General features: G+C 75.9%; 18 protein-coding genes. 11 read left to right on the plus strand and 7 right to left on the minus strand.

Annotated elements, in window-relative coordinates:
• Window positions 1–2 precede the first annotated feature (2 nt).
• From Cph01nite_RS07135 to Cph01nite_RS07150, 4 genes are read right to left on the minus strand one after another with little or no spacing between them, the layout of a single operon-like run.
• Complete coding sequence (locus tag Cph01nite_RS07135; RefSeq protein ID WP_275407389.1) at window positions 3–1,106, minus strand: AAA family ATPase; 1,104 nt, start codon at window positions 1,104–1,106, stop codon at window positions 3–5.
• Window positions 1,103–2,290 carry a DUF4350 domain-containing protein gene (locus Cph01nite_RS07140; RefSeq protein ID WP_203672675.1) on the minus strand — a complete coding sequence of 396 codons (1,188 nt, stop codon included), beginning with the start codon at window positions 2,288–2,290 and terminating at the stop codon, window positions 1,103–1,105. The genes Cph01nite_RS07135 and Cph01nite_RS07140 overlap by 4 nt, the downstream gene beginning before the upstream one ends.
• Window positions 2,287–2,910, minus strand: a complete 624-nt coding sequence (locus Cph01nite_RS07145; protein ID WP_203672677.1) for a DUF4129 domain-containing protein — start codon at window positions 2,908–2,910, stop codon at window positions 2,287–2,289. The genes Cph01nite_RS07140 and Cph01nite_RS07145 overlap by 4 nt, the downstream gene beginning before the upstream one ends.
• Window positions 2,911–2,940: 30 nt before the next feature.
• Window positions 2,941–4,146 (minus strand): glycerophosphoryl diester phosphodiesterase membrane domain-containing protein, encoded by a 1,206-nt coding sequence (locus tag Cph01nite_RS07150; protein ID WP_203672679.1) that lies wholly within the window; start codon window positions 4,144–4,146, stop codon window positions 2,941–2,943.
• 166 nt (window positions 4,147–4,312) lie between these two features.
• Between Cph01nite_RS07150 and mtrA the strand changes: the two genes are divergently transcribed.
• From mtrA to secA, 7 genes are all read left to right on the plus strand, one after another.
• Window positions 4,313–4,996 carry an MtrAB system response regulator MtrA gene (mtrA, locus tag Cph01nite_RS07155; RefSeq protein ID WP_203672681.1) on the plus strand — a complete coding sequence of 228 codons (684 nt, stop codon included), beginning with the start codon at window positions 4,313–4,315 and terminating at the stop codon, window positions 4,994–4,996.
• Window positions 4,997–5,093: 97 nt separating this feature from the next.
• Window positions 5,094–6,791: an MtrAB system histidine kinase MtrB gene (mtrB, locus tag Cph01nite_RS07160; protein WP_239069105.1), complete on the plus strand. Its 1,698-nt coding sequence runs from the start codon at window positions 5,094–5,096 to the stop codon at window positions 6,789–6,791.
• Between the two features lie 5 nt (window positions 6,792–6,796).
• Window positions 6,797–8,470, plus strand: a complete 1,674-nt coding sequence (locus Cph01nite_RS07165) for an LpqB family beta-propeller domain-containing protein (RefSeq protein ID WP_203672685.1) — start codon at window positions 6,797–6,799, stop codon at window positions 8,468–8,470.
• A 112-nt stretch (window positions 8,471–8,582) separates the two neighbouring features.
• Entirely contained in the window at window positions 8,583–9,455 is an 873-nt protein-coding gene (locus tag Cph01nite_RS07170; RefSeq protein ID WP_239069106.1) for a ComF family protein, read from the plus strand.
• A 154-nt stretch (window positions 9,456–9,609) separates the two neighbouring features.
• On the plus strand, window positions 9,610–10,242 hold the full coding sequence (hpf, locus tag Cph01nite_RS07175; RefSeq protein ID WP_203672687.1) for a ribosome hibernation-promoting factor, HPF/YfiA family: 633 nt from the start codon (window positions 9,610–9,612) through the stop codon (window positions 10,240–10,242).
• A gap of 436 nt (window positions 10,243–10,678) precedes the next feature.
• Window positions 10,679–11,962: a winged helix-turn-helix domain-containing protein gene (locus tag Cph01nite_RS07180; RefSeq protein WP_203672689.1), complete on the plus strand. Its 1,284-nt coding sequence runs from the start codon at window positions 10,679–10,681 to the stop codon at window positions 11,960–11,962.
• A 120-nt stretch (window positions 11,963–12,082) separates the two neighbouring features.
• Window positions 12,083–14,902 carry a preprotein translocase subunit SecA gene (secA, locus tag Cph01nite_RS07185; RefSeq protein WP_203672692.1) on the plus strand — a complete coding sequence of 940 codons (2,820 nt, stop codon included), beginning with the start codon at window positions 12,083–12,085 and terminating at the stop codon, window positions 14,900–14,902.
• 61 nt (window positions 14,903–14,963) lie between these two features.
• Here secA and Cph01nite_RS19060 read toward each other — a convergent pair whose 3' ends face one another.
• Complete coding sequence (locus Cph01nite_RS19060; RefSeq protein ID WP_239069107.1) at window positions 14,964–15,575, minus strand: Rv3235 family protein; 612 nt, start codon at window positions 15,573–15,575, stop codon at window positions 14,964–14,966.
• Window positions 15,572–16,495 carry a LysM peptidoglycan-binding domain-containing protein gene (locus Cph01nite_RS07195; RefSeq protein WP_239069108.1) on the minus strand — a complete coding sequence of 308 codons (924 nt, stop codon included), beginning with the start codon at window positions 16,493–16,495 and terminating at the stop codon, window positions 15,572–15,574. Before Cph01nite_RS07195 ends, Cph01nite_RS19060 begins: the two co-directional genes overlap by 4 nt.
• 97 nt (window positions 16,496–16,592) lie before the next feature.
• Here Cph01nite_RS07195 and Cph01nite_RS07200 point away from each other — a divergent pair, with 97 nt between their 5' ends.
• Window positions 16,593–17,156, plus strand: a complete 564-nt coding sequence (locus Cph01nite_RS07200; RefSeq protein WP_203672694.1) for a hypothetical protein — start codon at window positions 16,593–16,595, stop codon at window positions 17,154–17,156.
• Between the two features lie 10 nt (window positions 17,157–17,166).
• Here the strand turns inward: Cph01nite_RS07200 and Cph01nite_RS07205 are convergent, their stop codons facing one another.
• Window positions 17,167–17,391, minus strand: coding sequence for a helix-turn-helix domain-containing protein (locus Cph01nite_RS07205; protein WP_203672696.1), 225 nt, complete (start codon window positions 17,389–17,391; stop codon window positions 17,167–17,169).
• Window positions 17,392–17,577: 186 nt separating this feature from the next.
• On the opposite strand from Cph01nite_RS07205, the gene Cph01nite_RS07210 reads away from it, so the two are divergent.
• Genes Cph01nite_RS07210 through Cph01nite_RS07220 form a run of 3 tightly spaced genes read left to right on the plus strand, consistent with a single transcriptional unit; the run spans window position 17,578 to window position 19,978 of the window.
• Entirely contained in the window at window positions 17,578–18,246 is a 669-nt protein-coding gene (locus Cph01nite_RS07210; RefSeq protein WP_203672701.1) for a hypothetical protein, read from the plus strand.
• A 1-nt stretch (window position 18,247) separates the two neighbouring features.
• Entirely contained in the window at window positions 18,248–19,492 is a 1,245-nt protein-coding gene (locus tag Cph01nite_RS07215) for a CpaE/TadZ family protein (protein ID WP_239069109.1), read from the plus strand.
• Window positions 19,493–19,519: 27 nt separating this feature from the next.
• Window positions 19,520–19,978, plus strand: coding sequence for a DUF6912 family protein (locus Cph01nite_RS07220; RefSeq protein WP_203672702.1), 459 nt, complete (start codon window positions 19,520–19,522; stop codon window positions 19,976–19,978).
• The last annotated feature ends 51 nt before the right edge of the window (window positions 19,979–20,029 follow it).

Genomic DNA, 20,029 nt, shown 5'->3' on the forward strand with positions numbered 1-20,029 from the left:
GCTCAGCGGGGGACCGGGACGGAGGCGAGCACCGTGTCGAGCACCGACTCGGCCGTGACGCCCTCGATCTCGGCCTCCGGGCGCAGCTGCACGCGGTGGCGCAGCGTGGGGTGGGCAAGCGCCTGCACGTCGTCCGGGGTGACGTAGTCGCGGCCCGAGAGCCACGCCCACGCGCGTGACGTCGCCAGGAGCGCCGTGGCCCCGCGCGGCGAGACGCCCAGGCTCAGGGACGGGGACGTCCGGGTCGCGCGGCACACGTCGACGACGTAGCCGAGGACCTCGGGCGAGAGCTGGACGCGGGCGACCTGCGCCCGGGCACGGGCCAGGTCGTCGGCGCCCGCCACCGGCCGCAGGCCCGCAGCGCCGAGGTCGCGCGGGTCGAACCCCGCCGCGTGCCGTGCCAGCACCTCGACCTCGTCGGTGCGCTCGGGCAGCGGCAGCAGCAGCTTGAGCAGGAAGCGGTCGAGCTGGGCCTCGGGCAGCGGGTAGGTGCCCTCGTACTCGACGGGGTTCTGCGTCGCCACCACGACGAACGGGTCCGGCAGGTGCCGCGGCTCGCCGTCGACCGTGACCTGCCGCTCCTCCATGGCCTCGAGCAGGGACGCCTGGGTCTTGGGGGGAGTGCGGTTGATCTCGTCCGCCAGCAGCAGGTTCGTGAAGACCGGGCCCTCGCGGAACGAGAACTGGGCGGTGCGGGCGTCGTACACGAGCGAGCCGGTGACGTCGCCCGGCATGAGGTCCGGGGTGAACTGGACGCGCTTGGTCCCCAGCGACAGGGCACCGGACAGCGCCCGCACGAGCAGGGTCTTCGCGACTCCGGGGACGCCCTCGAGGAGCACGTGCCCGCGGCACAGCAGGGCGATGATCAGGCCGGTGACCGCGGCGTCCTGCCCGACGACCGCCTTGGCGACCTCCGTCCGCACGGCGGCGAGCGACGCCCGCAGGTCCCCGCCCGCGGCCATGGCCGGGGGTGCAGCGAGGGAGGACGACGGCGCCGGGTGGCCCGCCGCCGACGCGGGCGGGCCCGCGGGGGTCGCCGGGGGTGCGGCAGGCGTGCCCTGCGGCACGCCCCAGGTGCCGGGGGGTCGCGGCGTCTCGTCGGTCACGGTCGGTGTACCTCGCTCTCCAGGTGGTGCAGGTCGTCGGCGAGCCGCAGCAGGCCCGCGTCGTCAATGGGGGGCGGCCCGTAGAGCAGCGACTCGACGTCGACCGCCCGTCGCCCGGTCGCCCGGGCCAGCGCGTCGACGAGCGACGGCGCGTCGGCGGACCGCGGCAGGCCCAGCCGGTGCGCGACCCGTGCGGCCGTGCCGGCGCGCAGCGCGGCCGCGGCGTGCCCGTGGGCGCGTGCCCGCCGGTACAGGCGCCCGCGCCCGCGGGTCGCCTCCGCGGAGCGCACGACCACCGGCAGGGGCTCGGCGACGACCGGTCCGAGCCGGCGGCCGCGCCACACGACGGTGACCAGCAGCACCAGCACCAGCCAGGCTGCGACCGGGCGCACCCACGGCACGAGGTCCGGCAGCGACGTGCCGGACCCGGGCTCGCCGACGACGCCCATGTCGTCGAGGCTCGGCACGTACCACACGAGGTGGTCGTGCCGGCCGAGCGCCCGCAGCGCGAGCGCCGCGTGGCCGTCCTCGTCGACCGCGTCGTTCGTCAGCGGGTGCAGGTCGGACAGCGCGGTGATCCGCCGGCCGTCCCGCTCCAGCACCAGGTACGCCCCGCCCCCGCCGCCGGCGGGGAAGCACGTGGTGGCGGCGCCGCTGAGGTCCTCGTACCCGCCGGCCGCGGTGAGGGTGCCGGCCGCGACGGCGTCGGGGTCGTCGCAGGACGCCTCGCGCCGCGTGCGCGGCACGGCCTCACCGCTCGTCGCGACGTCCGGCGCGAGGCGGGACAGGGCCCATCCCGCGTCGACCAGCACGAGGTCGTCGTCGAGCGCGGCGAGCGCGTCGACCTGCTCCTCGACGAGCCACTGGTCGCCGACGACGAGCACGGTGCCGTCGCCCCGGGCGGCCGCGAGCGCGGCGGCCGTCGTCGTCACGTGGTCGACGGTGACGCCCTGGCGCTCCAGGACGCGTGCGACGGCGCGGGCGCCCGAGGCCCCGGGGTTGTCCGGGGCCCCCGGCGTGCTGCTGACCGGCGGCGCGGGCAGCGTCAGGACCAGACCGCCCACCAGCACGACACCCAGCACGACGAGCCACGGACGGCCACGCCGCCACCGGTCGGCCGCCCGGGAGCGCCCGGTCGACCCGTCACCGAGGACCTCGCCGACGGTTGCGGTCGTGGCGCTCACGCGGGGACCGCCGTGGGGCGCGCGGCGCGCACGGCCTCGTCGAGGGCACGCAGGGCCGCGTCGTCCTCGGAGGTGGCCGACCGCTCGCCGTAGACGACGTCGTCGAACAGGTCGCCCCCGCGTGCCAGCTGGTCGGCGTGCGCGGGCAGGGCGGCGCCGGCGACCCGGGCCGCCTCGTGCGCGGTGCGACCCGGTCGCTCGTCGAGCAGCCCACGGTCCTCCAGGTCGCGGACCACGGCCCGGTACCGCTCGGCGACGGCCAGGGACCACGTGCCGGCGCGTGCCGCCGCGTCGGCGGCGTCGCGCAGCTGGGCGGCGGTGCGGCGGTCGTCCGCGTGCAGCACCCCGGAGCGTCGCCGGCGCGCGGTGGCGCGGACGGGCCCGGCCACGCGCAGCGCGACGACGACGACCAGCACGACCACGGCGACCACCACCAGCAGCGCGGCGCCGTGGGACATGCCGATCCCCGGCATGGTCTCGAGCTGCTCGACCACCCACGCCAGCGCACGCTGCAGCAGGGACTCCTGGCGGTGGTAGACGGGGTCGAGCAGCTCCTCCTGCAGCCACCGGCGCGCCTGCGCGGGGTCGGGCTCCAGGGGCACCCGGGCGAGGCCGATCACGTCACCACCGCCCGGCGCCCTGCGGGCAGGTCATGCGCCACCGGTCGCCGCGCGGGCGAGCTCGAGGTCGAGCCCCTCGCGACGGATGCGGACGTCGACGTACAGCAGCGCGACGACCGCGGCGAGGAACGTCGTGGACAGCGTGAGGCCGACGACCTGACCCAGGGCCGACACCAGGATCGTCAGGCTCTCCGAGCCCGAGGTCGCGGTGACGAGCCCGGCCACGACGGCGGCCGGCACGAGGAAGAGGTACATGAGCACGGAGACCAGCAGGTTCGACAGCAGGTAGATGCCGAGCAGGCGCCAGAAGCTCCCGCGCGTCAGCCGCCACGCACGCGCCACCGTGGGCCAGAAGCGCTTGCCCTCGAGCATGAGCGCCGGCGGCACGAGCAGCGTGCGGGCGGTCACCCACACGACGGCGGCCAGCAGCCCCAGACCGCCCAGGAGGGCGACGCCGAACGCCTCCCAGTCGGCACCCGCGGCGGCGAGCCCGACGACCGCGCCGATCCACAGGGCGAAGGCCAGCACGGACGCGAGCAGCTGCAGCAGGCCGAACCCCACGAGCAGCCAGACGCGGCGGGTGCGCCACACCTCGCGCAGCGCGACCTTCTCACCGATCACGGACCGGCTCACGGAGACGATGAGCAGACCGGTCAGCACCGACGTGACGGGGACGAGCAGCGGGATCGTCAGCACCTGCCCGCCGCTCGTCGAGAGCATCTCGGAGATCATGGCCGAGTCGGCGGCCGTCATGGCGCCGTCGAGCGTGGCGTCGCCCAGGGCGGCGCCGATCAGGCTCGTCACGTACAGCTGGACCAGGGTCTGCAGCGCGACGGCCACGGTCACCACGACGGCCGAGAGGCCGAACATCACCGCGGGGTTCGCCCGCACGGCGCGGACGGCGCCGTCGAGGATCTCGCCGAGCCCCAGCGGGCGCAGCGGGATGATGCCGGGCTGCACGGCCGGCAGGTGCCACGCGGGGGGACCCGCGGCCGGTGCCGGCGCGCCCCAGCCCGGCGGCGGCGCCGGCTGGCCCCAGCCCTCCGGCAGCGGCGCGGCGGGCGGCGGGCCGCCCCAGGCCGGTGGCGCGGGAGGGGCACCCCATCCGGCGCCGGGCGGCGCCGGCGCGGGCGGGTGGGGCGCGGCGGGCGGGCCGGTGCGCGACGGGTCCGCGGCGGGGCCGGCGGGGCTCGTCCACGGCGCGGGCCCCGGGCCGTCGTCCTGCGGGGAGGTCATGCGTCCGGCTCCTCGTCCTGTCGCGTGCGGCGGCCCGACCGCGTCGGCGGATCGGCGGTCCCATCGTGCCACGGTGCAGGTCGTCGACGGCCGAGGATCCACCGGTCACCCGGCTGCGCGGCGCGGCCGCCCCTGCGGAGCCCCGGACGATGAGAGGATCGGCGGCATGAAGGGACGCGTCCTGGTGGTCGACGACGACACCGCCCTGGCCGAGATGATCGGCATCGTGCTGCGCTCCGAGGGTTTCGACCCCGTCTTCTGCGAGGACGGCGACGAGGCGCTGGGGGTGTTCCGCGCGACACAACCCGATCTGGTGCTGCTCGACCTCATGCTGCCCGGCAAGGACGGCAACGAGGTGTGCCGGCAGATCCGCGGCGAGTCGGGCGTCCCCATCGTCATGCTCACGGCCAAGAGCGACACGGTCGACGTGGTGCTCGGGCTGGAGTCCGGGGCCGACGACTACATCTCGAAGCCGTTCAAGCCCAAGGAGCTGGTCGCCCGCGTGCGGGCCCGTCTGCGCCGCAGCGACGAGCCCGCGCCCGAGCACCTGGCGATCGGCGACCTCACGATCGACGTGCCCGGTCACCGCGTCGAGCGGGCCGGCCGGTCGATCTCGTTGACGCCGCTCGAGTTCGACCTGCTCGTCGCGCTCGCGCGCAAGCCGTGGCAGGTGTTCACCCGTGAGGTCCTGCTCGAGAAGGTCTGGGGCTACCGGCACGCCGCCGACACCCGGCTCGTCAACGTCCACGTCCAGCGGCTGCGCTCGAAGATCGAGACGGACCCGGAGCGTCCGGAGATCGTCGTGACGGTGCGGGGCGTCGGCTACAAGGCAGGCGTCGCGGGGACGTGAGGGCCGTGCACGCACCGGCGCGCGGGGGTTCGCCGTGCCCCGGCTGACGTCCTGGGGGCGGCTGGGCAGGGCCCGGGCACGACGTCGCGTCCGCGGCATGGTCCGGCGGTGGCGGTCGTCGCTGCAGCTGCGCGTGCTGGCGTCCACGCTGACGATCGGGCTCGTGGCGCTCGTCGCCATCGGGGGGTACGTCGGGGAGCGCACCCGGGCGGGGCTGTTCGACCAGCGGCTGCAGCAGATCCTCAGCGAGACGTGGCGGGGCACCGAGCAGACGCAGGAGTCGCTCTCGGCGTCGGCGGCGAACACCTACAGCGAGGTGGCGCTCCTGCTGGAGGACGTGACGACCGCCCAGCGCAACGGCGGCTCGGGCGAGCGGGACGTCTTCCTGCTGCGGGCGCCCGGGCAGACGGGCATCGCACTGGGGGCGACGGCGACCAACGAGGCGCTCGTCACGCTCGTGAGCCGCGAGCTCAAGCGGGCCGTCGTCGACGGGGGCCAGCACTGGCAGTCCGTCGCGATCCCGACCGCCGACGGGCGGGTCGAGCCCGGCATCGTCGTGGGGCAGGACGTCGACGTGCCCATGGCGGGCACCTACCAGATGTTCTTCCTGTACAGCCTGCAGGCCGAGCAGGCCCGGCTGGACTTCCTGCTGCGCACCCTGACCTTCGCGGCCGTCGCGGTGGTGGCTCTGCTCGGGGCGATGACCTGGCTGGTGACCCGCCGCACGGTCCACCCCGTCCGGCGGGCGGCGCACGTCGCCGAGCGGCTCGCCGACGGTCACCTCTCGGAGCGGATGACCGTGCGCGGCCAGGACGAGATGGCGACGCTGGCCCGCACGTTCAACGAGATGGCGGAGAGCCTGCAGGACCAGATCCGCCGCATGGAGGAGCTCTCGACGCTGCAGCGCCGGTTCGTCTCGGACGTGTCCCACGAGCTGCGCACGCCGTTGACGACGATCCGCATGGCGGGTGAGGTCATCCACGGCGCGCGCGAGGACTTCGACCCCGCCATCAAAAGGTCGGCGGAGCTGCTGGCCACGCAGCTCGACCGGTTCGAGGACCTGCTGGCGGACCTGCTGGAGATCAGCCGGTTCGACGCCGGGGCGGCCGTGCTCGACGCCGAGGGCCGCGACCTGCGGGACATCGTGGTGCAGGCCGTCGACAACGCGACGCCGCTCGCGGAGCGCCGGGGGTCGTGGCTGCAGGTCGAGCTGCCGGACGTGCGAGCGGACGCGGACGTGGACCCGCGGCGCGTCGAGCGCGTCCTGCGCAACCTCCTGGTCAACGCGGTCGAGCACGCCGACGGCTCGGCGGTCGAGGTGCGGGTGGGCGTCGACGCGACCGCCGTGGCCGTGACGGTCCGTGACCACGGTGTGGGCATGACGGCGGACGAGGCGCTGCACGTCTTCGACCGGTTCTGGCGGGCGGACCCGGCGCGGGCCCGGACCACGGGCGGGACGGGGCTGGGGCTGGCCATCTCGCTCGAGGACGCCCACCTGCACGGCGGCTGGCTGGAGGCGTGGGGCCGTCCCGGACGGGGAGCGTGCTTCCGCCTCACGCTGCCACGGCGGGCCGGCATCCGGCTGGACGGGTCGCCCCTGCCGCTCGTGCCCGTGCAGGACGTCACGCCCGCAGCCGACGAGCCGCGCCGCAGCACGGACCCGGCGGCGCTGCCCGACCTGCCGCCCATGACGGGGGAGATCGCGATCGTGAGCAACCCGACCGACCCGGTGCGCACCGACGTGCGGCTCGACGACCCCGCCCCGGCGGGTGCCGACGCCCGGCGGCGGGTGTGAGCGCCGTGGGTCGCGCCCGGGCCGCGGCGTGCGCCGCCCTGGTGGCCGGCGCGCTCGCGGGGTGCGTCGCGATCCCGACGGGTGGTCCGGTGACCGCGGGCGGCGACGGGGAGGTCCGCGAGCAGGACGGCGTCGTCGTCCTCGCCCAGGGCCCCCAGTCCGACGCCGACCCGACGGGCATCGTCGAGGGGTTCCTGTTCGCCGCCGACACCGAGGTCACCGGGGAGTTCGACGTGACCCGGCAGTTCCTCGCGGCCGGCGAGCGCACCGAGTGGGACCCGGGCGCGGAGACGATCGTCGTGAGCGCCACCAAGGTCGAGCAGACGGGCGAGGCCCAGGTGACGGTGTCGTTGTCGGTCACCGCGAAGGTCGATCGCGACGGTCGCTACCTCGAGGCGCCCGCGGAGGCGGTCGAGACGCTGCGGTACGAGCTGGTGCAGGACGCCCGCGGGGACTGGCGCATCTCGCACGCCCCGGACGTCGTCGTGGTGAACTCCCGCCGGTTCCTGCAGCAGTTCCGTGCCACGTCGCTGTATTTCCTCACGCCGGACTCGCAGATGCTGGTGCCGGAGGTGCGGTGGTTCCGCAACCGCAACGTGCCCACGGCGGCCGTGCGGGCGCTGCTGGCCGGACCGTCGCCGTGGCTGCAGGACGCCGTCACGACGGCGCTGCCCCCCGGGACTGAGCTCAAGCCGGAGGCCGTCTCGTTCGAGCGCGGCGGTGTGGCCGAGATGACCCTCGAGCCCGCCCTCGCGGTCCAGGACGCGGATCGCGGGCTGCTGCTCGCGCAGCTCGACGCGTCGCTGCGTCCGCTGGGGGTGACGACCCTCAACGTGCGTGCCGGGGCGGGTGGTGCCCTGCTCAAGGGCGCCCCCGACACGCTGTCCGTGCCGGACCCCGGCGACCTGGAGATCCTCGTCGGTGGCCAGACGTGGGAGCTCGTCGACGGTGTCCCGGGAGCGGTCGAGGGCGTCCGCACGGTCGACGGCGCCCAGCCGGGCAGCCCGGCCCGGTCGGCGGACGGCCGGGTGCGCGTCGCGCTGGCGGACCCGACGACGCTCGTGGCGGTGCCGTCCGGGGACGCCGAGCAGCGGACCCTGCTCACCGGCAGTGCGCTCGCCGCGCCGTCGGTCGACCGGTACGGGTGGGTCTGGACGGCGCGCGCCTCCGCGCCGGGCCGGTTGGACGCCGTCCGGCTCGAGGGCACGGCGGTCGAGGTGACCGCGGACTGGCTGACGGGGCGCTGGGTGCGGGCGGTGCGGGTGTCCCGCGACGGGACGCGCGCCGCCATCGTGTCGAGCGGACCGGACGGCGTGACGCTCGACGTCGCGGGCGTCGTGCGCGACGAGGGCGGGGTGCCCCTGACGATCGGACCGGGCGTGCGCGCGGGTGCACCGCTCACCCCGACGGCCTCGGTCGTGTGGGTCGACGACGTGACCCTCGGCGTGCTGTCGGGCGGCGACGCAGGACCCACCCCGTACCTCGTGCCGGTCTCCGGCAGCAGCACGCCGCTGCCGGCCGTCGCGGACGCCATCGAGCTGGCCGTCGAGCGGGGGACGCGCACGCTGTACGTCGTGACCGCCGCCGGTGACCTGCTGCGCTACGAGGGCGGCACGTGGGTCGCGGTGCCGGGGGTGACCGGGGTGCTCGAGGTGACCGGGGCGGCGTTCCCGGGCTGAGCCCGGGCGCTCTGCGTGCTCGAGCCGACCACAGCCCCTCGCCCCGCGACCGCGCTCCACGGACCGCGACGGCCACGCCACGCCCGGGGGACCGCCCCGACAGCGTGGGACCGTGCCGTCACCCCCCTCGCACCCGGCCGCGTCGACGTCCCCGCCGCGACCCGCGCCGTCGGGTCCGCCGTCGTCCCGGGTGATCGCCGCGCGCGCGGCGGCGGTGACGGTCGCCGCGTGGCACGACCTCGTGGGCCTCGTGGTGCCCGTCGCGTGCGGCGGCTGCGGAAGGCCCGACGTCGCCTGGTGCCCGCGGTGCGCCGAGGCGCTGACCGGGCCGGTCGTGCGCCGCGACCACGGAGCGGGCCGGCTGGACCTCCTCGAGGGTCGGACCCTGCTGCCCGTGTGGGCGCCCGCCGCCTACGCCGGCCCGGTGCGGCACGCCGTGTCCGCGTGGAAGGACGCGGGCCGGGCGGACCTCGACCGACCCTTCGGCGCGGCGGTCCGGCGCGTCGGTGACGTGGTGGCGGGGCACCTCGTGCACGGCTCGTCCGGGCCGGTCCTCGTGGTCCCGGTGCCCTCGACGGGACGGGCGCGACGACGGCGCGGCCGTGCCCCGGTCGACGTCCTCGCGGCCGCCGTGGTCGCGGGGCTGCGCGACGCCGGGGTGCCGGCGGCCCGTGCCCGCGTGCTGCGCAGGACGGGCGGACCCGACCTGGCGGGACTGACGGCCCGTGCCCGGTCCGCGGCCCTCGTCGGCCGGGTGCGCGTGCGACGGGGCGCTGCGGTCCGCGGGCGCGACGTGCTCCTCGTGGACGACGTGCTGACGACCGGTGCGACCCTCGTGGCGTGCCACCGTGCGCTGGTCGCGGCCGGTGCGCGCGTGCGCGGGGCCGCCGCGCTGGCGGCCACCGCGCCCCCCGCGGGCGCGGTCACCGACGGGTTCGTCCGTCCGGACCAGCGCGTCGTGCGCACGAGCGGCGAAGAGGGTTAGCGTGGGGCCCTGGGAACGTCGCCGTGACCACCGGCAGCAGTCAGGCAGGTGGGCGCGGCGGAGGAGGTGATGCCGCCCGCCCCCCTCGTGGGGCCGCAGACGTACGTCTCATCCGGGCGGGCACGGCCCGCCCCCGACCTCCCAGGAGGCCCACATGGAGATCGTGGTTGCCGGCCGGCACACCGAGGTGTCCCCGCGGTATCGCGCCCACCTCGAGAGCAAGCTCGCGAAGATCGAGCAGCTGGCCCCGCGCGCCCAGCGCGTCGACGTCCTCGTGTCGCACGAACCGAACCCGCGCCAGTCCGGAAGCAGCGAGAAGGTCGAGCTGACGGTGGTCGACAAGGGTCCCGTCATCCGGGCGGAGGCGTGCGCCGACGACGCGTACGCGGCCCTGGACGTCGCCCTCGGCCGTCTGCTCGAGCGCCTGCGCCGCGCGCGCGACCGGCGCAAGGACCACCGCAACCACACTCCGCTGGCGCCCGTGGACGTGCGTCCCCCGGCCCCGACGCCACCGCCGCCGGTCGAGGTCCCCAGCGAGGACGGCGTCACCGAGACGGTGCTGGGAGACTCCCCGGTCCTCATCCGCGAGAAGGTGCACCGAGCCGAGCCGATGACGGTCGACGACGCGCTCTACGAGATGGAGCTCGTCGGGCACGACTTCTTCCTGTTCGTCGACGCGGAGACGGCCCAGCCGGCGGTGGCCTACCGCCGTCGTGGCTGGAGCTACGGCGTCATCAAGCTGGACGCACCGGTCGTGACCGGGGGCACGGGGCGCGCGGTCGGCTGATCGCGCGGTCGTGGACGGGGCGGCGGGCCGACGGGCTCGTCGCCCCGTGGCGTGAGGCGACACGGCCGCCTGCCCGTGGAGCCCCGGTGCCGGACGGCGCGGTCCGTCCGGCACCGGGAGAGCGGGGGAGCGCCGCACCTGGTGTGCCCGGGCTGCGGCTCCGGGGCACGACGTTCGCCCGCGGCGGGCGGGTGCGTCAAGGCCTGCGAGGAAGTTTCGGAAATGTTTCGAGATGCCGCTCGCCATCATGAAGCGATTCGCGCCCCTCTGGAGATGAGGGAGGGCGAGCGGGGATGGTGCTGCAGCGCACTGAGCAGGGCGCGCGTCGCGGCTGGTCGGCCGAGCCTCTCGTCCGAGCAGCACGCCCGCGCGTGGGGGACGTCGAAACTTGCGGACGGTGCGAGGTGATGTCGGAGGTGCCGGGCAGGATCGAGCCATGGTCCACGGTCCCGAGCACCTGACCCTCTCGCAGGCCCGTCGCGCGGTCCTGCACGCGTCCGGGCTGGACCGACCGCGGCAGGCCCGCGCACGCCCGGCCGCCGACCGCGCCCTGCAGCAGGTGGTCGACAGGCTCGGCCTGCTGCAGGTCGACTCGGTGAACGTCCTGGCGCGCGCCCACCTCGTCCCGGTGTACTCCCGGGCCGGCGCGTGGGACGTCGGGGCGCTGGAGCGTGCCACCGCCCGGTCCCCGCGCCGGCTGGTCGAGACCTGGGCCCACGAGGCGTCCCTCGTCACCCCGGCCACGTTCCGGCACCTGGCCTTCAAGCACGCGGACAACCGTGCCCGCGTCGAGCGGCGTGGCGACGCCCTGCACGGCGTGCCGATCGGGCGCTCGCCGGAGGTCGCGGCCGTCCGTCGCGTCATCCACGAGCAGGGGGCGATGACGGCCCGCGAGGTGCAGGAGGAGCTGGGGGGCTCGGGTCGGCGCGCCGAGGCGTGGGGGTGGGCGTGGACCGATGCCAAGCGCGCGCTCGAGCACCTGTTCCTCGTGGGCGAGCTGACGACCGCCGGCCGCAACGCGCAGTTCGAGCGGCGCTACGACCTGCCCGACCGTGTGCTGCCGCCCGACGTGCTGCTCGCCCCACCGCTCGACGAGGCGGCCGCGCGGCGTCACCTGGTCGAGCTCGCGGCCCGGGCGCACGGCGTGGCCTCCGTGCGGTGCCTGGCCGACCACTGGCGCACGGCGGTCGCCCCCACGCGCACCGCCGTGGCCGAGCTCGTCGCCGAGGGCGTCCTGGCCCCCGTCGAGGTCGACGGGTGGCGCGGACCGCTGTTCCGGCACCGCGACGCGCGGATCCCGCGCCAGGCACGGGGTCGGGCGCTGCTCAGCCCCTTCGACCCGCTGGTGTGGGAACGCACGCGGACCGAGAGCCTGTTCGGGCTGCGCTACCGCATCGAGATCTACGTCCCGCAGGCCGCACGCGTCTGGGGGTACTACGTGCTGCCGTTCCTGCTCGGGGAGCGGCTGGTGGCCCTGGTCGACCTCAAGGCGGATCGTCGAGCCGGCGTGCTCCGCGTGCCGGCGGCGCACCGCGCCCCGGGCGCCGGGTCCGACGTCGACGCCGGAGCCCCGCCGGACGTCGAGGTCGCCCGGGAGCTCGCCGCGGAGCTGAGAGCCGTGGCCGCGTGGCTCGGCCTGTCCGACGTCCACGTGGGGCCGGACGTCGTCGGCGACCTCGCCGCCGCGCTGGCGCGCGAGCTCGCGCCGGCCGTTCGCTGAACGGCGACACCGCAGGTCCTGCGCCTCGCCTACGATGGTCGGGCCCGGCCGAGCGGTCGGGCGACACGCACCGCCCCGACGCCGCACGCGGACGGGCGCCAACGACGTCGGGAGAGTTGCGTGACGGCGATCCTCGAGAAGGTCCTCCGGCTGGGCGAGGGGCGGATCCTCAAGAAGCTGTCCGGCATCGCGGCCCAGGTCAACGCGCTGGAGGACAGCTTCACGGCGCTGTCCGACGCGGAGCTGCGCGAGGAGACGGACCGGTTCAAGGCGCGTCTCGCCGAGGGGGAGAAGCTCGACGACCTCCTCCCCGAGGCGTTCGCCGCGGTGCGGGAGGCGTCCCGTCGCACGCTCGGCCAGCGGCACTTCGACGTGCAGCTCATGGGCGGGGCCGCCCTGCACCTGGGCAACATCGCCGAGATGAAGACCGGTGAGGGCAAGACGCTGGTCGCGACCGCGCCCGCCTACCTCAACGCGCTCACGGGCCAGGGCGTCCACGTCGTCACCGTCAACGACTACCTCGCCGGCTACCAGGCCGACCTCATGGGACGCGTGTTCCGGTTCCTCGGGATGTCCACCGGCACGATCCTGTCGCAGATGACCCCGGCCGAGCGCCGCGAGCAGTACGCCGCCGACATCACGTACGGCACCAACAACGAGTTCGGCTTCGACTACCTGCGCGACAACATGGCGTGGAGCGTCGAGGACCTCGTCCAGCGCGGGCACCACTTCGCGATCGTCGACGAGGTCGACTCGATCCTCATCGACGAGGCCCGCACGCCGCTCATCATCTCGGGTCCGGCGTCCGGTGACACCAACCGCTGGTACGGCGAGTTCGCCAAGGTGGTCCGGCGTCTGCAGGCGGAGCGCGACTACGAGGTCGACGAGAAGAAGCGCACCGTCGGCGTGCTGGAGCCGGGCATCGCACGCGTCGAGGACTACCTGGGCATCGACAACCTCTACGAGTCGCTCAACACGCCGCTCATCGGGTTCCTCAACAACGCCATCAAGGCCAAGGAGCTGTTCAAGCGCGACAAGGACTACGTCGTCATGAACGGCGAGGTCCTCATCGTCGACGAGCACACGGGGCGCATCCTGGCGGGCCGGCGCTACAACGAGGGCATGCACCAGGCGATCGAGGCCAAGGAGGGCGTGGCGATCAAGGCCGAGAACCAGACGCTCGCCACGATCACCCTGCAGAACTACTTCCGCCTGTACGACAAGCTCGCCGGCATGACCGGCACGGCCGAGACCGAGGCCGCCGAGTTCCAGGGCACGTACAAGCTGGGCGTCGTGCCGATCCCGACCAACCGGCCGATGCTGCGCCTGGACCAGAAGGACCTCGTCTACAAGTCCGAGGAGGGCAAGTTCGACGCCGTCGTGGCGGACATCGTCGAGCGGCACGCCAAGGGCCAGCCCGTGCTGGTGGGCACGACGAGCGTTGAGAAGTCCGAGCTGCTGTCGTCCAAGCTGAAGAAGCAGGGCGTCCCGCACGAGGTGCTCAACGCCAAGCAGCACGCGCGTGAGGCGTCGATCGTGGCGCAGGCCGGCCGCAAGGGCGCCGTGACCGTCGCGACCAACATGGCCGGCCGTGGCACGGACATCATGCTCGGCGGCAACGCCGAGTTCATGGCCGTGAACGAGATGGCCGAGCGCGGGCTCGACCCGGCGGAGCACGCCGACGAGTACGAGGCCGCGTGGCCCGAGGTGCTGGAGAAGGCCAAGCTGGCCGTGGCCTCCGAGCACGACGAGGTGACCGAGCTCGGTGGTCTCTACGTGCTCGGCACCGAGCGCCACGAGTCGCGCCGCATCGACAACCAGCTGCGCGGCCGGTCCGGCCGCCAGGGGGACCCGGGCGAGTCCCGGTTCTACCTGTCGATGCAGGACGACCTCATGCGCCTGTTCAACTCCGGGCTCGCCGAGTCGATGATGACGCGCGCCGGGTTCCCGGAGGACATGCCGCTGGAGTCGAAGATCGTGACGCGCGGCATCCAGTCCGCGCAGTCGCAGGTCGAGGCCCGCAACTTCGAGATCCGCAAGAACGTCCTCAAGTACGACGACGTGATGTCCCGCCAGCGCGAGGTCATCTACGACCAGCGCCGCCGGGTGCTGCACGGCGAGGACCTGCAGGAGCAGGTCACGCACTTCCGCACCGACGTCCTCACCGAGTACGTGGCGCTCGCGACCGCCGAGGGCCGTCCCGAGGACTGGGACCTCGAGGCACTGTGGACGGCGCTGCGCGCGGTGTACCCGGTGTCGATCACGCCGGACGAGGTGGTCGAGGAGGCGGGCGGCCCGACCCGGCTGTCGTCCGAGCTCATCACGCGCGAGGTGCTGTCCGACGCCGAGCACGCCTACGCGGAGCGTGAGGAGAAGCTGGGCGAGGCGAACATGCGCCAGCTGGAGCGCCGTGTGGTGCTCTCGGTCCTCGACCGCAAGTGGCGCGAGCACCTCTACGAGATGGACTACCTCAAGGAGGGGATCGGCCTGCGCGCGATGGCGCAGCGCGACCCGCTCATCGAGTACCAGCGCGAGGGCTTCCAGCTCTTCACCGCCATGACCGACGCCATCAAGGAGGAGTCGGTCCAGTACCTGTTCAACCTCGAGGTGCAGGTGGCCCAGCCCACCGACGGCCAGCCCACGGACGCGCCCCTCGTCAGCGCGGACTCCGCTGCGGCGGCGGCCGGCTCGGCCGGTGCGTCTGCCGCGTCGCGCCGCCCCGCCGACGCGCCCGCAGCGGCCGGTGCCCTGGTGGCCAAGGGCCTCGACGGCCCGGCTGAGCGTGCTCCGCTGCAGTACTCGGCGCCGTCGGCGGACGGCGACGGCGCGGTCGTCACCCGTGCGGACGACGGGACGGGCGCCCCGCGCCCCGAGTCGTCGGGTGCGGGCGGTGCGAACCGCGCCGACCGCCGCAAGCAGGCCAAGCAGCGCAAGCGCTGAGGCTCCCTCCGGTCGCGGCCGTGGCACGACGCCACCGCCGCGACCGGCGGCGTGCCACGGGTCAGCCGATCTCGAGCGTGGCCACGCGCCACGCGCCGCGGTGCGCCTCCAGCCGCAGGGCCACCGCGCGCACCCGGACACCGTCGTCCACGACGAGGCACGCCTCGGCGGTGTGGCCGTCGACCGGGCACACCCGGACCCGTCGCGCCGTCGGCACCCGGGAGTGGGTGAGCACACCGCTGCGCCGGACCAGGTCCGCACGCTCCTGGAGCGACTCGAGGACCGCGGGCACGACCCAGCGTGCGAGCTGCGCCGCCGGCCGGCGACCCAGCGCGACCTCGACGCACGCCAGCCCGACCCCGTGCGCGAACCGGCCGGCGTCGGTGACCGGCTCGGCACCACGGTCGTCGTCGTCGTCGACCGGCGTCCGCAGCCGGGTGGCGGCGACCAGCCGGGCCCGGTCGCGCAGCAGGGGCGGGGGCGCCGAGGGACCGGTCGGGTGCGGTGCGGGGGTGACGGGCAGCGTCGGCACCAGCCGCAGTCGGGGCGGGCGTCGGCGCGTCGCGGCCGCCGCACCGACGGGCTGCGCCGGTGGCAGGGTGCGGTCGGCGTCGAGGCGCGCCACCGCGTCCTCCACGGCCGTGGGGACGTCGTCGTGCTGCATCGTGCTCATCGCGCACCCCCGTCGGTCGTCGTCGGGACGGTGAGCACCTGGCCGGGCTGCAGGACGTCGGGATCGGCGCCGATCGTCGCCGCGTTCGCGGCGTACCAGCGCGGCCACTCCGCGGCGATGGCGGCGTCCGACGCGTCCGGTCCCAGGGCGCGGGCGGCCAGGCCCCACAGCGTGTCACCCGGTCGGACCGTGACCGTCCCGGTGGGTGCGGACACCGGGGCGGACGGTGGAGCGCCGGGCGTCGTGCCGCCGACCGCCGGCAGCGGGGCGGCGACCGGGACCGCTCCCGTCGCGCCGCCGTCGTGGGTGGTCGCTCCCGCCGCGGGGGCGTCCGCCGGCGCAGGGGAGTCGAGCCGGGCGTCCGCGTCGTCCGCCACGCCGGTCTCGGCACGGGCGGGATCGGCCGGGGAGTCGGGGACGGCTGCCGCGTCGACGGTCGTGGGGGTGTCGATCGACGGCGTGCCGAGCGTGGTGCTCGTCGGCGTCCAGCCGAGGTCGGCGGCGGCGACGGTCGCCGGAGGCGGTGCCGGGGTGCTGGCGGTGGCCCCCACGGCACCGCCGAGCCCCACCCCGGCCGCGAGGGCGACGACGAGAGCGCGGCGCACGAGCCCCGGGGCCCAGCGCTGGACGGCGACCTCGCCGAGCCGCCACGCCCCGCCGGCGGCGCGGACGGCGGCACAGGCCCCCGCGACCGACGCCGAGACGCCGACCCACGCCGCGGCGAGCGCGCCGACGGCGACGACGAGGGGCGCCACGACCGACTCGACGCGCCACAGGCGCGTCGCCCCGACCTGGTCGGCGACCCAGAGCCCGAGCCCGGCGGCGACGAGGAGCGCCACCGCGCCGACCAGCACCAGACCGAGGGCGGCGGCGGCGGGCCGCGGCGGACGCGGGAGGCGGGACTGCGGCTGGTCGGTCACGATGCTCCTCGATGATGCAGTTTGATGTCGTTTGATGAAGTCTGGTGGGGACAGGTGTAGTCGAAGCGTGCCGGGTATGTCCAGTAGGGTCCGATCCGTGACGGGCGAGACGACGGGATCCCGACCTCCGGGCGGCACGCACCGCTGGGAGCAGCTGTTCACCGACCTCGAGGCGCAGCTCGCCGCCGGGCGCGCGGACGAGGCCCGGTGGGACGTGGCGGAGCTCACGCGCGCGGAGAGGTCCCGGGTGACCCTGACGGACCGGCTACGGGCCGCCACCGGGTCGCGCCTGCGCCTGGTGACGGCGCTCGGCGAGCGGCTCGAGGGGATCGTCACCGACGCTGCCGAGCAGTGGGTCCTGCTCGACCTGGGGGCCGGGAGCCGGGCGGTGGTCCCGACCGCCGCCGTCCGCACCGTGGAGGGCCTGGGCGCACGGGTTGCTCCGCCTGCGGGCAGGCTCGAGTCGGCACTCGGCCTCGGTCACGTGCTCCGGGCGCTCGCGCGGGACCGCGAGCGGGTGTCGCTGCACACGGACGCGGGCGTCCACACGGGACGCCTCGACCGCGTCGGCGCGGACCACGTCGACCTCGCCCTCGAGTCACCGCCCGGGCGCGGGATCAGCGTGCCGTTCCACGCCCTGCTCGCGGTGGTGTCGCGGTGAGCGCGACCTGTCAGACCGTGCCCTCGGACGTCGCGCCGTGGGCGTTGCGCGCGCGGGTCTCCGCGTACATGCGCGCGATGTACGACTCCAGCTCGCTGGACTCGACGCGCCACTGCATGCGCCCGCCGATCTGGATCGCGGGCAGCTCTCCGGAGCGGACGAGCGCGTACGCCTGCGGCGCCGAGATGTTGAGGATCTCGGACACGTCGGCGAGCGTCAGGAACCTCGGTGCCATGCCCGAAGTCTCGCACGGCGTCACCCGGTCGGACGGTTGTCCACAGGCTCGTCCCGACCCGCCCCACGAGCCCCCCGGCGCACGCCACACTCGTCCTGCCGCCCCTGCCGGGCGCCCGCCGCGGTGAGCGGCCCGCACCGCACCCGGCCCCGGCGCCACCGCCGTCCCCGCTGACCAGGAGCCCCCGTGGACACGTCCGTGCTCGACCTCCCCGCCCCCACGGCCGCACGCCTGCGGCGACCCGGCTGGCGCGACCCCCGGCTGCTCGTCGGGCTCGCGCTCATCGCGGCGTCCGTCGCGCTCGGCAGCTGGGCCGTGACCACCGCCCAGCGCACCGTCCCGGTGTACGTCGCGCGGGACGTGCTCGTGCCGGGCGCTGCGCTGAGCACCGCCACGCTCGTGGTCGCGGACGTGCGCCTCGCGGACCACGTCGACGGCTACCTGCGCGCCGACGAGCCGCTGCCCGAGGCGTCGGTGCTCCTGCGCACGGTCGGCGCCGGCGAGCTCGTCCCGGCCGCGGCCGTCGGGTCCGCCGCGGACCTCGACGTCCGTGCCGTCCCCGTCACCCTGTCCGGTCCCGCCCCCGGCGGCCTGGTCGCCGGCTCGCGCGTCGACCTGTGGTTCACCCCGGCGGCCCCGACGAGCGCGCTGGCCCAGGAGCCGGCCGGCGACACGACGCCCCGCGAGCTGGCCGCAGCCCTCACCGTCGCCGAGCTGAGCAGCTCCGACGGGGCGTTCGCGAGCGGAGGCGCCCGGACGGTGCACGTGCTCGTGCCCGTCGAGGACCTGCCCACGGTGCTCGGTGCGCTGGCGGGCGGGGGCACGGTCGACGTCGTCCCCGTGCCGGGGGCCTGACGTGGGCGTCGGGGTGCTGTGCGCGGTCCAGGGAGCCGCCGAGTCGGCGATCGTCCAGGCGGTGGAGGGGTCCGGTGGTCGGCTGTCGGTGACGCGGAGGTGCGCCGACCTCACCGAGCTGCTCGCGGCCGCCGAGGCGGGCCTGGGTGGTCTGGCGGTCGTCTCGGGCGACCTCGAGCGGCTCGACCGGGAGGCGGTCGCGGTCCTGCACCGGTGCGGGGTGCGGGTCGTCGGCCTGGGTGACCCGACCCGGCCGTGGCTCGCGGAGCGGCTGGCGGCGAACGGCGCCGACCTGGTCGTCGACATGACGGGCGACGGCGACGTCCCCGACGTCGTGCGCGAGGCGCTCGCCGTGCTCGGCGACGGACCGCTGGCGCCCGTCGCGGCACCGGCCCCCGTGACGCCCACGCGACGCGGGACGACGGTCGCGGTGTGGGGGCCCACGGGGGCGCCGGGGCGCACCCTGGTGGCCGTCAACCTCGCCGCGGAGCTCGCGGCGCTGGGTCGCTCGACGCTGCTGGTCGACGCCGACACCTACGGCGGCGTGGTCGCGCAGGTCCTCGGGGTGCTCGACGAGGCGCCGGGCGTCGCCGCGGCCGCCCGCGCCGCGGGGCAGGGCGCGCTGGACCTGACAACGCTCGCCCGCCTGGCGCCGGTCGTGCTGCCGGACCTGCGTCTGCTCTCGGGCATCTCGCGCGCCGACCGCTGGCCGGAGCTGCCCGCGAGCTCGCTCGAGGTGGTGCTCTCGCAGGCGCGGGCGCTCGCGGACGTCACGGTCCTCGACACGGGCTTCTGCCTGGAGCAGGACGAGATGCTCAGCTACGACACCCGCGCTCCGGCTCGCAACGCGGCGACCCTGACGGCGCTGGAGCAGGCCGACCTCGTCGTCGTCGTGGGGGCCGGCGACCCCGTGGGCGTCCAGCGCCTCGTGCGCGCGCTGGCCGACCTCTCGGACCGCGGGCTGGCCCCGGCGCGCCGCGTGGTCGTCAACCGCGTGCGACCGACCGTCGCGGGCGTGCGCCCGGGGGAGGCGGTCGCCGCGGCGCTGGCGCGGTACGCGGGCGTCGAGGACGTCCTGCTCGTCCCCGAGGACCGTTCCGCCGTCGACACCGCGATGCTCGAGGGGCGCGCGCTGCGGGAGGTGGCGCCGGGCTCGCCCGCGCGCCGGAGCCTGGCCGCGCTCGCGGCCGACGTGGCGGCCATGGTGCGGGCCGACGCGCCGGGGGTGCGGGTGCCGGTCGGCTGAGGCGCCCGGTGCGGGCACACTGGTCGCGTGCGCGTCTACCTGCCCGTGACCCTGGCCGAGCTCCAGCGCGTCGACCCGGTGCTGCCGGCACCGCGCGTCGCCCACGCCGTCACACCCGCGCTGCGCGCGCTGTGGCCCGAGGAGGACGACGAGGGCTGGGAGTACGCGGCCCAGGCCGGCGCCGCCGACGGGTCCCTCGTGCTGCTCGCCGGTGCTCCGGAGGCGCCCGCGCTGCGCGTCGTCGTCGCGGCCGACGTTCCCGACGCGTACGTCCGCGCCCTCGACGACGCGCCCGTGCCGTCGGCCGTCGAGGTGGTGGGCGACGTCGACCTGGGCCAGGTCGTGAGCGTGCACGTGGACGAGCCCGCGGCCGCGCCCGACGTCGCGGCTGCCGCTGCCGGTGACGAGGCGGCGCTCGAGCGCCTCGACGAGCGCGACCTGCTCTGGTACGACGTCTCCGAGATCGCGCAGATCCCCGTCCCCTGACGGTGACGCCCCGAGGGCCGGGGGTGGGGGCCGAGGGCCGGTTGGACCGAG

Source organism: Cellulomonas phragmiteti (assembly GCF_016862775.1).
Classification (GTDB): Bacteria; Actinomycetota; Actinomycetes; order Actinomycetales; family Cellulomonadaceae; genus Cellulomonas; species Cellulomonas phragmiteti.